10 protein-coding genes and 1 pseudogene are annotated in these 11,162 nt (G+C 61.9%); 3 read left to right on the plus strand and 8 right to left on the minus strand.

Going from position 1 to position 11,162, the window contains the following annotated elements:
• The first annotated feature begins 214 nt into the window (after positions 1–214).
• The 3 genes and pseudogenes from NWI01_RS01385 (at position 215) to NWI01_RS01395 (ending at position 2,837) form a co-directional block, all read left to right on the plus strand.
• The gene (locus NWI01_RS01385; RefSeq protein WP_181410327.1) at positions 215–550 is read left to right on the plus strand and encodes a rhodanese-like domain-containing protein; all 336 of its coding nucleotides are present in this window, start codon (positions 215–217) and stop codon (positions 548–550) included.
• A gap of 15 nt (positions 551–565) precedes the next feature.
• A complete protein-coding gene (locus NWI01_RS01390) occupies positions 566–1,726 on the plus strand; it encodes an aminotransferase (RefSeq protein WP_141381988.1) in 1,161 nt (386 codons plus the stop codon).
• A pseudogene (locus tag NWI01_RS01395) lies at positions 1,723–2,837 on the plus strand (polyamine ABC transporter substrate-binding protein). Before NWI01_RS01390 ends, NWI01_RS01395 begins: the two are co-directional and overlap by 4 nt.
• Before the next feature lie 54 nt (positions 2,838–2,891).
• On the opposite strand, the gene NWI01_RS01400 reads toward NWI01_RS01395, so the two are convergent.
• The 8 genes from NWI01_RS01400 to NWI01_RS01435 form a co-directional block, all read right to left on the minus strand.
• The gene (locus NWI01_RS01400; RefSeq protein WP_141381989.1) at positions 2,892–3,824 is read right to left on the minus strand and encodes a lipid A biosynthesis lauroyl acyltransferase; all 933 of its coding nucleotides are present in this window, start codon (positions 3,822–3,824) and stop codon (positions 2,892–2,894) included.
• 89 nt (positions 3,825–3,913) lie between these two features.
• Positions 3,914–5,194: a beta-ketoacyl-ACP synthase gene (locus tag NWI01_RS01405; protein ID WP_141381991.1), complete on the minus strand. Its 1,281-nt coding sequence runs from the start codon at positions 5,192–5,194 to the stop codon at positions 3,914–3,916.
• Between the two features lie 28 nt (positions 5,195–5,222).
• The gene (locus NWI01_RS01410) at positions 5,223–6,428 is read right to left on the minus strand and encodes a beta-ketoacyl-ACP synthase (RefSeq protein ID WP_141381993.1); all 1,206 of its coding nucleotides are present in this window, start codon (positions 6,426–6,428) and stop codon (positions 5,223–5,225) included.
• Positions 6,421–6,894, minus strand: a complete 474-nt coding sequence (locus NWI01_RS01415) for a 3-hydroxyacyl-ACP dehydratase FabZ family protein (protein ID WP_141381995.1) — start codon at positions 6,892–6,894, stop codon at positions 6,421–6,423. The genes NWI01_RS01410 and NWI01_RS01415 overlap by 8 nt, the downstream gene beginning before the upstream one ends.
• Before the next feature lie 10 nt (positions 6,895–6,904).
• The gene (locus NWI01_RS01420) at positions 6,905–7,186 is read right to left on the minus strand and encodes an acyl carrier protein (RefSeq protein WP_009797418.1); all 282 of its coding nucleotides are present in this window, start codon (positions 7,184–7,186) and stop codon (positions 6,905–6,907) included.
• 188 nt (positions 7,187–7,374) lie between these two features.
• A complete protein-coding gene (locus NWI01_RS01425; protein WP_141381997.1) occupies positions 7,375–7,716 on the minus strand; it encodes a hypothetical protein in 342 nt (113 codons plus the stop codon).
• 108 nt (positions 7,717–7,824) lie between these two features.
• Complete coding sequence (locus NWI01_RS01430) at positions 7,825–9,579, minus strand: ATP-binding protein (RefSeq protein ID WP_141381999.1); 1,755 nt, start codon at positions 9,577–9,579, stop codon at positions 7,825–7,827.
• A gap of 538 nt (positions 9,580–10,117) precedes the next feature.
• The coding region (locus tag NWI01_RS01435; protein ID WP_141382001.1) for an autotransporter outer membrane beta-barrel domain-containing protein at positions 10,118–11,162 on the minus strand (1,045 nt) is incomplete at its 5' end.

Below are 11,162 nucleotides of genomic sequence, written 5' to 3' on the forward strand. Positions count from 1 at the left end.
GGATGACCTGTTCGCGTGAAGAAAACGCGTCAAAACAAAATCATAGAGCCCCGCTTCTGATTCAATCAGAAGCGGAAAGGCTCTAGACAAGCCGTCATAGAACCGTGACGGTGCTTGATTTTATCGTCGCAAGGGGTGACCTTGCGCGGGAAGCGGCGAGACGGGCATCGCGCCGGGTGCGAGCGTCCGAAGGCAAAAGCGCGAGGAGGTCACGTTGGCGAATCTGAATTTTGTCGTTCACGATTTGACGCCGGAGGATGTCTCGAAAGGCATCACCGACGGACGCTATCTGCTGGTTGACGTTCGCGAGCCGAACGAGATTGCGGCGGAGGCCTTTCCGGACGCGGTGGCTGTCGCCCTGTCGACGTTCGACCTCACGGCGATTCCCGATCCGCAGGGCAAACAGGTGGTGTTTGCGTGCCGCTCGGGCAAGCGCTCGGTGAGCGCGTCGCTGGCGGCGCAGGCCTCCGGCCTGCCTTACGACAAGCATCTCGACGGCGGAATTCTGGGATGGAAGGCGGCAGGGTTGCCGACACGATCCGGCGGCTGAGAGTTGACGCTCTCGATGAACAAGGTCTTCGCTGATCTGCCGGTGACCATCTTCGAGACCATGTCGCAGCTTGCGCGCGACCACGACGCCATCAATCTTGGGCAGGGCTTTCCCGATGATCCGGGCCCGGAGGATATCCGGCGCGCGGCCGCGGACGCCGTTCTCAACGGTTACAATCAATACCCATCGATGATGGGCATTCCGGAGTTGCGGCAGGCGATCGCCGCTCACTACCGCCACTGGCACGGTCTTTCGGTCGATCCGGCGAGCGAGGTGATGGTTACCTCCGGCGGTACGGAAGCGCTGACCAGCGCTATTCTCGCCACGGTCGAGCCGGGCGACGAGGTCATCGTCTTCCAGCCGTTCTACGACTCCTATCTTCCGATCATCAGGCAGGCCGGCGGCGTTCCGCGTCTGGTTCGGCTGGAGCCGCCGCACTGGCGGCTGGCGGAAGATGCGTTGCGCGACGCCTTCACCGCCAAGACCAAGGCCGTGCTTTTCAACAATCCGCTGAATCCGGCCGCGGTGGTCTATGCGCGCGATGAACTGGAATTGCTGGCGCGGTTCTGCCAGGAGTTCGATGCGGTCGCGATCTGCGACGAGGTCTGGGAGCATGTGGTTTTCGACGGCCGCGAGCATATTCCGCTGATCACCGTTCCCGGTATGCGTGACCGCACCATCAAGATCGGATCGGCGGGAAAGATATTCTCCCTGACGGGCTGGAAGGTCGGCTTTGTCTGCGCCGCGCCGCCGCTATTGCGGGTCACCGCCAAGGTGCATCAGTTTCTTACTTTCACCACACCTCCCAATCTTCAGGCCGCGGTCGCCTGTGGCCTTGCAAAGCCGGACGATTATTTTTTCGAGATGCGTCGCGATCTGGCGCGACGCCGCGACCGCCTGACCCGCGGCCTCGAAGACATTGGGTTTCCGGTGCTGCCATCGCAAGGAACCTATTTCCTGACCGTCGATCTCGCGCCGCTCGGGCTTAATGAAACCGATCATGCGTTCTGCAGGCGCATCGTCGTGGACCACAAGGTCGCGGCGATCCCGGTCTCAGCATTCTACGAAAAGGACGCGGTCACCTCGGTCGTGCGCTTCTGCTTCGCGAAGAAGGATGCCACGCTCGACACCGCGCTGGAACGTCTATCCGACGCCGTGCGGAGGTGCGGGCGATGATTCCGAACCAGTCCTTGTGGCTCTGGGTACCCGTTGCGCTGGCGCTTGGTTCGGGCGCGGTCTTGTCGCCGCGTGCCGATGCCGCCGAGCGGGTGGTCAATTTTTTCAACTGGTCGAGCTATATCGCGCCGGGCGTGCTCGAGGCCTTTACCGAGGAAACCGGAATCAAGGTGGTCTACGCACTTTCGACGCCAACGAGACGCTCGAAACGCGGCTGCTTGCCGGCAAGTCCGGTTACGATGTCGTGGTGCCGACGGCGTATTTTCTGCAGCGTCAGATCGGCGCGAACATCTTTCGGAAACTCGACAAGTCGAAGTTGCCGAATTTGGCCAACGCATGGCCCATGGTGACAGAGAGGCTCGCAACCTATGATCCCGGCAATCAGTATGCCGTGAACTATATGTGGGGTACGACCGGCATCGGCTATAATGTCAAAGCGGTGCAGCGCATTCTCGGATCCGACGGCAGGATCGATAGTTGGGATGTCATCTTCGATCCGGACAAGCTCGCGAAGTTCAAGGACTGCGGCGTTCAGATGCTTGATTCCGCGGATGATATCCTGCCTGCCGCGCTCAACTTTCTCGGCCTCGATCCGAACTCGACAGAAAAGAACGATCTCGAACAGGCAGCGGCTCTTGTCGGCAAGATCAGGCCATATGTCCGAAAGTTTCATTCCTCGGAGTATCTGAACAGCCTTGCCACCGGCGAGATCTGCCTTGTCGTCGGCTGGTCCGGCGATATCAAGCAGGCCCAAAGCCGCGCGGCGGAGAGCCATAACGGTGTCGAGATCGGTTATGCGATTCCGAAAGAGGGCGCCCAGATGTTCTTCGACAATCTGGCCATTCTGCTGGATGCCAGGAATGTCGATGAGGCCTACGAGTTGATCAATTATCTCTATCGGCCAGATGTTGCGGCGAAGAATTCGGACTTCCTGTCCTATGCCAGCGGTAATCTGGCCAGCCAGAAGCTGATCGATCCGAAAGCCTTCAATGACAAGACGATCTATCCGGATGAAGCCGTGATGAAGCGGCTGTTCATCATCACTGCGCGCGATCTCGCGACGCAACGTTCGATCAACCGGCTCTGGACGCGCATAAAGACGGGACGGTGACGGGACGGAGAACTTTCTTTACGCGAACCGGATCCCGCTTCGCTCGAAAACGCCTTAACGCCAGCGGCGGTGCAGCCACAGCCATTGATCGGGGTATTCGCGGATCCAGCCTTCGATCACCGAGGTGATGATCTGCATCGTTCCCTGCACGTCGATCTCGCCGTTTGCATCCCGCGCCGGCGTGATCTCTTCCGACAGCTCGGCACGGAAGCGATGGCCCGGCAGGCGGATGATCCGCACGCCATGGATCGGACATTCGATCTGCCGCAAAAGACGCGCCAGCGTCGGATTAGCCTTGGTCTTGCGTCCGAAGAATGTGACGTCGACGCCGTTGGTGAAATACTGGTCCACCAGCATGGCGACATGCTGGCCATTCTGCAGCGCTTGCGCCAACCGGAGCGGTGCATCGCGACCAGCGGGGATCAGCGTGCCCATATTGACGGAGCGCAACTGTTTGATTGCGCGGTCGGCCGATGCGATGTTCGGCCGGCGATACAGAATCGCCGCATCGAGCCCGTGCGCGACAGCGGCGACCGCAGGCAGCTCCCAGTTGCCGATATGGCTTGCGAAGATCAGCGCCGGCTTGCCATCCAGCCGCAGCTTGTGAAACAGCTCGCGCGTGCGTTCCCCGATTTCGATGCGACCGTCTTCGGGATGATTCGGATCATGGTTCCAGACGTGATCGAGATGGGCGAACTCCGCGCCGATACACCCCAGATTGTCCCATACCCCGGCCAGAATCTTCTCGATTTCAGCCGGCGGCTTTTCGGGAAACGCGGCCGTGAGGTTCGCGCGACCGATCTTCTGTTCACGCAGCATCGGTCCGATCTTTCGCGTGATGCGGCCGAACAGATCCGCGGTCTTGACCGGATCGAAACAGCGCGTCGCGCGCAACAGGGCGATCGTCAATGCGCCGATGGCGGCTGCGCCGACGGGTTTGACCGCATCGCGCAGTCCGGCTCTGGTTCGAAGCAGGAGGCGGCGCATCAGGGGACGACGATCCCGCCGAAGGCAGGCTTGTATCCTGCAAGGGCCAGCGGGTCAGCACACCGTGCGAGCATCGGCTGCACCGGCCGCTATACCGGTTCGCGCGTCAGGATCAGTGACGCGTTCTGGCCGCCGAAACCGAACGAGTTCGACATCACCGTGGTGACGCGCGCATCGCGGGCTGTGTTGGGAACGACATCGAACGGGATCGCCGGATCCGGGACATCATAGTTGATGGTCGGCGGAATGCGCTGATGCTCGAGCGTCAATAGCGAGAACACCGCTTCGACGGCTCCAGCCGCCGAGAGGGTATGTCCGACCATCGATTTATTGGACGAGACCGGGATCTGTCTGGCGCGCTCGCCGAACACGCTGGAGATGCCGAGATACTCCATCTTGTCGTTTTCCGGAGTGCCGGTGCCGTGCGCGTTGATGTAGTCGATCTGCTCGGTGGTTACACCCGCGTCCGCCAGCGCGTTGCGGACGCATCCGATGATCGGTTTGCCGTCGGGGCTTGAACGCGTGCGGTGGAAGGAATCGGCAAGCTCGCCGCACCCCGCCACGATGCCGAGGATGTTCGCGCCTCGCGCTGCCGCCGCCTCATAGCTTTCGAGCACCAGCGCACCCGCGCCTTCGGCCATCACGAAGCCGTCGCGGTTCTTGGAGAAAGGTCGCGCCGCGGCGTGGGGAGGGTTGTTCTGGGTTGAAAGCGCCGACAGCAGCGAGAACCTGATCAGCGCTTCGGGATTCACCGAGCCGTCGGTCGCGACGCACAGCGCCGCATCGGCCTCGCCGCGGCGGATCGCTTCGACGCCGAGCTGGATTGCGGTTGTCCCCGATGCGCACGCCGTCGAGAGCGAGATGGGTGAACCCTTGGTGCCGAAGGTTTCGGCGAGATGGTCCGCAACCGAGCCGAACAGGAAACGGCGATGATATTGCTTGTATCTGCCGCCGCCGCTGACCCGCAGCATCTGGTCGTAGTCGACGTCGGCATCGGGGCCGATGTCGCGGCCGAGTTCCTGCCGCTGCGGCCATTCAAGCTCGACCGGGGCGACCGCGAGAAACAAGGGGCCTGGAAAATCACCGACGCGCCCGATCCCCGCCTGCGCGACGGCTTCCTCGGTCGCGATATCGGCCAGGCGCTCCGAAAGATCGGTCGACGAGAACGGCTCGACCGGGATGAAATTGACGGTGCCGGCCACCGTGGTTCTCAGGCCTTCGGTTGGAAACCGCGTGATCGTCCTGATGCCGGATTCTCCCGCGCAAAGCCTGGCCCAGTTATCCGTCTTGCCGGAGCCGAGCGAGGTCACGACGCCCATGCCGGTCACCACGACGACGGGCCGGCCGGATTTGTCGCGCATTGCGGTCATGGTGCCCCCGTCGAGTCCCTAGGTCCGGTTAGTTGATTGCTTCGACCAGCGCCATGCCTTCGCCGCGCCAGTGTCCGGCGCCGATCACGACAATCCGGGCTGGAGGCGTCGTCATATCAATCGCCTGTTCCGATGTATCGGCGGACGCGAACAGCGCGCCTCGCGACAGCGATAGCGCGGCAACGGCCAAACCAAGCGGAAACTGCGCCTCCATGGTGTGACCGAACATCGTTCCCGTCGCGCGGACCGGGATGTCCGGATGGGCGCGAAGGAATGCGCGTTCTTCCGAGGTGGCGGGCTCTGCGCCGGTGGCGCCCGTGACGATGGCGGTTCTCTCCGCGCTGTTGCCGAGCCTGGACCACAATGATTCCAGCGTCGATGTGATATCGCCGGAACGTTTTCGCCGCGCATGGTCCGCGACTACGTTGGTCAGGCGCGCGAACGGCTTCGCGCCACGAGCCTCCGCATGGGCGCGAGACTCAATCACCAGAAAGGCGCCGCCGGATCCGAGCGCGAAGCCGCTGTTGTGCTCGCGTGCCCAGACCGGCGCGTACGTCTCTTTCAGGTTGAAGTCCCCGAATTCGTATAGCAGGAGCAAATCCTTGCGTTCGCCATTATGGGCGGCGCCGACCAAAGCGATGTCGCTTTGACCGGCGGCGATGCGCGCGAGCGCGATGCGCACCGCGTCGACGCCGGAAGCCTCCTCGCCCATGAATGTGCGCGAAGAACCCGTCACGCCGTGAACGATGGCGATGTTGCCTGCGAGCAGGTTGGACAACTGCGCCAGGAAGAGTGTCGGCCGCAGGTCGCTCATCAGCCGCTCGTTGAGATAGCCCGGCGCGGCGTTGCCCTTTGTCTCCGCGTTCAGAATCCCGGCATCGACGACGAGGTCGCGCTCGCCGCCGCCGGCGGCGACGATCATGTCCATCCGCGACAGGATATCCGTATTGCCTTTGACCCCGGCGGAATCGAGCGCCAGTCCCGCCGCATATGTTCCGATCCGCTGCCAGGCTTCCATCTGGCGCTGGTCGCCCCTTTTTGGAATCTGGGCGTCGAAGTTGATCGGAGCCAGCGGGTGAACGACGTAGGGTGCGAAGCTCTTTTCGTCGGCGTTGACGCGCCGATGACTGAGCGCTTCCCAATGAGCATCCAGGCCTTCACCGAGCGAGGTGGCAAGTCCGATCCCGGTGATCCAGGCTTCGATCGGCGCTGAGGGTGATGCTGTCTCAGCCATGAGCAAACATCTGTTGTGGAAACCCGATGCGCTTGGCCATGGTCTCCATGTGGCCGCGCAGGTCGTCGTTGGGGAAAGGCACCTGACGGAACGTCAGCGTCGCATTGCATTTCGTCTTTCCGCCGACGCTGACTTTCGCTTCGGTGATGGTGAAACCGGAGCCTTCGTGAACGACGGCGGCTTCGATCGTCAGCAATTCGCCGGGTGTAACGAAAGTCCTCATTTTGGCTTCCTTGACGGCTGCCAGAAAGGGCATCCGCTCGAACCTGGTCAAGGCGATCAACAGCCAGCCGGAGGCTTGCGCCATCGACTCAATGAGAAGCACGCCGGGCATCAGAGGATGTCCCGGAAAATGTCCCTCGAAGATCGTGCTTTCCTGGGGGACCTGCGCTTCGACGGTGATTGATCGCTGTTCCGTTCTGAGGTCGGCGATGCGGTCGATCAAATGGAAATATTCGAGATGCATGGCCGCGTGATTACGCGTCCTTGGCGGCGACCAACTCGTCGATGCGCGCGCTGAGGTTTTTCAGGACGAAGTATTGTTCGGTGGTGGCCTTGCCGTCGTTGACTTCCTGGGTCCACTTCTCCAGCGGGAGCTTGATTCCGAAGGCCTTGTCGATCGCAAAAGCAATATCGAGGAAATCCAGACTGTCGATTCCCAAATCATCAATGGCATGGCTCTCGGGCGTAATCGTATCGCGCGGGATGTCGCAGGTTTCCGCAATAATGGTGGCGACCCGATCGAATGTGGAAGACATCACTAAGCCTTTGATACATTGAAGAGTAGGTGCCGCATAGGCGTACGACGCTGGCGGCGTCCCCGCAAGGTCCGGTCCCGTTATGCCGAGCCCATATATCCGAGCGCTGTCCGGAGTTCAATGGCGGCGGGCACCCGGTGAAGCCATATTCCGTAGCCGAATCAGTATCTTTCCTCGTTCTGCCGTGTCTAGGGTGGGGGTGTTGAGATATGTGTACAACCCCGAAGGCCCATCAGGGCGCAGTCCTGAATCTCGCGCAGATCGATGATGTTCCTGGCCAGCCACAGCCCGATGGCGATCAATGCGATCGTGAAGGCAATCGCGGCCGCGTTTGTCAGCATCCGGTGGCGGAAGTCGTCGGATTCCGCGCGAGGTGATGGCGGAGAAGCGGGATCGGCGTCGCTGTCCGGCGAGGGGTTGTCTGCGGCATTTTCCGAGGAGGGGTGCTTCGGCGATTCTGCACGCTCACGCGGCCGGAACTGGAGCACAATGTGCTCTTCCTCCGTCTCCTTCGGCCGCTGTTTTCTCATCGGCGCTCGGTCCCAAGCCCTGTCTATACTCTATCACGTCGCGCCCGATCCTCAACCTGATGCGGTATTCGCCCCGGAGTTTCGCCTCTGATTTGATCAGGAGCGGATCTATCGCAACGGTCTTTTCAATAGGGTGAAGCGGTCGGGATCGAGACCAAGAGACGGTTGCAGCATCGGAGCGTCCAGCACGCTGAGCGTCGGTCTTTCCATGGGCGCCTGAGTGTGGGGCGCATCGCGATGTGAGGTCGCGCCACGCCAGCGCTCCAGAACGGCATCGACGAACACCATGTCCTGTCCGTGGCTGGAGGACGGCACCGTGGACATTTTGGCCTCGCTACGCGGCAGCTGGTGCGCCGGAACTTCCTTGAAGCGTAACCGGGTGGGAAGCGCGACGCCCTCGCCGAAGGCCAGCACCTCTCGGGTTCCGAGCGACGGCACGAAGGAGAGCAGGTTGGCGGCCGCATCCGAGACCGCCGAACGCAGCAGCGACTGGTCGCGGTCGTTGGCAAGGCGCATCGTGAACAGCGTATTGCACTGGGAAATGATGGTGGCGTCGAGTTCGGCCGGGCGCTGCGTGACGAGGCCGAGATAAACGCCGTACTTGCGGCCTTCCTTGGCGATGCGGGAGATCGCCTTGCGCGTCGGGCCGAAGCCGATGCTTCGGTCGGCGGACGCATAGCGGTGCGCTTCCTCGCAAACGAACAGCAGGGGAGAGACGCCGTCGCTCCACAGACCGAAGTCGAACGCCATGCGGCAGAGGACCGACACCACGGAGTCGACCACCTCGGCGGGAAAGCCGGCAAGCTGCATGATCGTCATCGGCCTGCCGTTGGCGGGCAGGCGGAACAACAGGCTGACAACCTCTGCCATGGTATCGCCGCCGACGTTGGCGTTGTCGAACATGAAGGCGTAGCGGGGATCGTTGCGCACGGTTTCGATACGTGAGATCAGCTTGTGGTAGACGATGCGCGACGAGCGGTTTTCAAGCCTGCCCATGCGCTCGTCGATCAGCGAGATCATATCGACCAGCCGGTAGGGCACCGGCGTATCGGACGTGAAGCCGACGCTCTTGGGGTCCGTACGTTTGAGGCTGACTCGGTCGGCGTGCTGATACTGCGTGTAGATTCCTTTCGCGATCGGGATCACCTCCGCAAGAATATCGAGTTCCTCCGGCACGCCGGGACGGCCTCCGAACAGAACGTCAACGATTTCCTCGAAGTTGAACAGCCAGAACGGCAATTTCAGATTGCGCGGATTCAGCACGAGGGCGCGATCACCGAAACAGCGGCCGTACTCATTGTGCACGTCGAGCAGGAAAATGCGCAGATCAGGGCGCGATTGCAGGATTTCGTTGATGAGCAGCGAAACGCCGCTCGACTTGCCGACGCCGGTCGAACCGAGCACGGCGAAGTGCTTGCTGAGCATTTCCTCGATATCGATAAACGCTGTGACGGAGGGATCCTGCTGCAGCGTGCCGACGTCGATCTGATCCGCTCCTTTGGGCGCGTAAATGGTCCGCAGCTCTTGATTTGTGACCAGGTCCGCAAGGTCATCGATCGCCGGATAGTTGGTGACGCCGCGCTGGAAACGAGGGCGGGAACCGGAGCTGTCCAGGATTTCGCCGAGCAGATCGACCGAGGCGCTTGCCATGAATTCATCCGAGGATGGCAGGTGCTCGCAGGAGACCTCCGTGATCATCGCGACGATGGTGGATGTCATGCTGCGCAGGCTGACGAACCGGCCCACGGTTGCGCGCGCCGCCGCCATCGACATGCGGCCGGCCCTCAGAATACCCACGCGCGCCTGCGACCCGCGTACGGAAATGACACGTCCGAAGGAGTTTTGGGAGATCGAATGAAGCATTGGTCTGACCACATTTCTTGTGTCGAGTGCGCTGCTGCAGTGCCAATGCTTGCATGGTTGTTGCAAGAAACGGTTAAGCCGGCCTCGTAGCGGAGGCATGCCGACAGGCTCTCCATGCGCGATGCGTGGATGCGGCCGCTGATCCTGGACCCTTTCGCTTCTGAAAGAAGGAGCGCGGCTCTATGGTCTTGATTGAACGCATTTTCTTCACGCGAGCCGGTTTCGCTTCGCTTGAAAACGCTATGGGCTCATGCTGGAATCAGCACGCAGGCACAGGTCTGTTGTGATGGCGACGTTAACCGCTTGTGAACTATGCGCGCAAACCCGGCAGCCAGAGCGGCAGACACGTTTTCTTCACGCGAACCGGTATTCAGTTTGCCGGAAAATTTTCTAGAGTCTGTTTCAACTGCGTTGAATCAGACTCGTCGCTTATGATCCTTTCCGAAAACCGGCTTCCACTTTTCGGGATCGTGACCTAGAGATCCAAAAAGATCGTGATCAACTGGCTGCCGGATGGTGAGGAACGCTGGCCGGACAGTTACCAGGCGTATCTGAGCGTTCCCCTGCCGATGAAGCTCGCGACGTTGCTGGAAAATTCGCCCTCGAATGATGATGCGAGCGAGAGGCCGTTGCTCCAGGCCAGTTCGGCGCCGGCGGTGACGAGCGCGGCGTCGGAGGCGATCCTTGCGCCGTTGACGACGAAGCCGGTGCCGGGCAGCGACTGGAATGTCGCCGCGACATTGCGGGCGGTGTCGAAATAGTGCGCCCACGCCGCGCGGCCCCGGAACGTCAACAGCGCCTCGTTCACCGCCGTGGAGCGATCGAACCGCAGGCCGAATTCGCTGCGCGTTGCGAGGATGTTGCGGGCCGCATAGCCGAGTGCGAAGCTCGCCGGGCTGCCGTCGCCCTGCTCAAAGTAGGATGGCATCCGGTAGCTGACGGCTTGGGCGGCCGCATACGGGATCACTCCGGCGAGTTGGGTATCGATGCGCCAGCCCGCCTCGATCCGCCCCGCGAGCACGCCGGCCCTGTAGTTGGCGCGCAATCGCTCGCCGGTGATCGGCGCCGTGCGATTGGTGGTGACATCGTGCCAGCCGTAGGAGAGGGCGGTGTTGAGGTAGCCGCTGCGCGCGATGGCCTGCTGCGCGAACGCGCCGGCCTGGAACAGGTCGCTGCGGCCGGAACCCAACCCGTTGGCAAGGCCGAACGCCGTGCCGCCGCCGTTCAGCGCGAAACCGACGTTGGTGGACGGCGACAGCGCATAGGTGGCTCCGCCCGTGCCGCCATAGACCTGACTGTTCACATCATGGCTGCCCACCACGCTATTGCCGGAAATGTGCGTCGAGCCGCCATAGGCCGCGCCGAAGACGCGCCAGCGCTGCTCGAAGCCCGAAGCAGGGGGCGGCTCAAGCGATGCGAAAGCGTCACGCGCGTCCCCACGGCGGCGAGGGGCTTCGGCATAGCCCAGCGCTTGCGATGATTGTGAGTACGGGGTTTGCGCTCCCGCCACGAACGGGTCCGTCATCGTATTGAGAAACTGGTTCTGCGCATCGAACGCCCCCTGCGCGGCGGCAGTCGCCACC

This window comes from Nitrobacter winogradskyi (assembly GCF_006539545.1).
Classification (GTDB): domain Bacteria; phylum Pseudomonadota; class Alphaproteobacteria; order Rhizobiales; family Xanthobacteraceae; genus Nitrobacter; species Nitrobacter winogradskyi_A.

Excerpts from the sequence above, each read along its gene's own strand:
- NWI01_RS01425 (WP_141381997.1), bottom strand. The coding sequence starts at position 7,716 with ATGAGAAAACAGCGGCCGAAGGAGACGGAGGAAGAGCACATTGTGCTC.
- NWI01_RS01415 (WP_141381995.1), bottom strand. The coding sequence starts at position 6,894 with ATGCATCTCGAATATTTCCATTTGATCGACCGCATCGCCGACCTCAGA.
- NWI01_RS01410 (WP_141381993.1), bottom strand. The coding sequence starts at position 6,428 with ATGGCTGAGACAGCATCACCCTCAGCGCCGATCGAAGCCTGGATCACC.
- NWI01_RS01390 (WP_141381988.1), top strand. The coding sequence starts at position 566 with ATGAACAAGGTCTTCGCTGATCTGCCGGTGACCATCTTCGAGACCATG.
- NWI01_RS01400 (WP_141381989.1), bottom strand. The coding sequence starts at position 3,824 with ATGCGCCGCCTCCTGCTTCGAACCAGAGCCGGACTGCGCGATGCGGTC.
- NWI01_RS01405 (WP_141381991.1), bottom strand. The coding sequence starts at position 5,194 with ATGACCGCAATGCGCGACAAATCCGGCCGGCCCGTCGTCGTGGTGACC.
- NWI01_RS01420 (WP_009797418.1), bottom strand. The coding sequence starts at position 7,186 with ATGTCTTCCACATTCGATCGGGTCGCCACCATTATTGCGGAAACCTGC.
- NWI01_RS01430 (WP_141381999.1), bottom strand. The coding sequence starts at position 9,579 with ATGCTTCATTCGATCTCCCAAAACTCCTTCGGACGTGTCATTTCCGTA.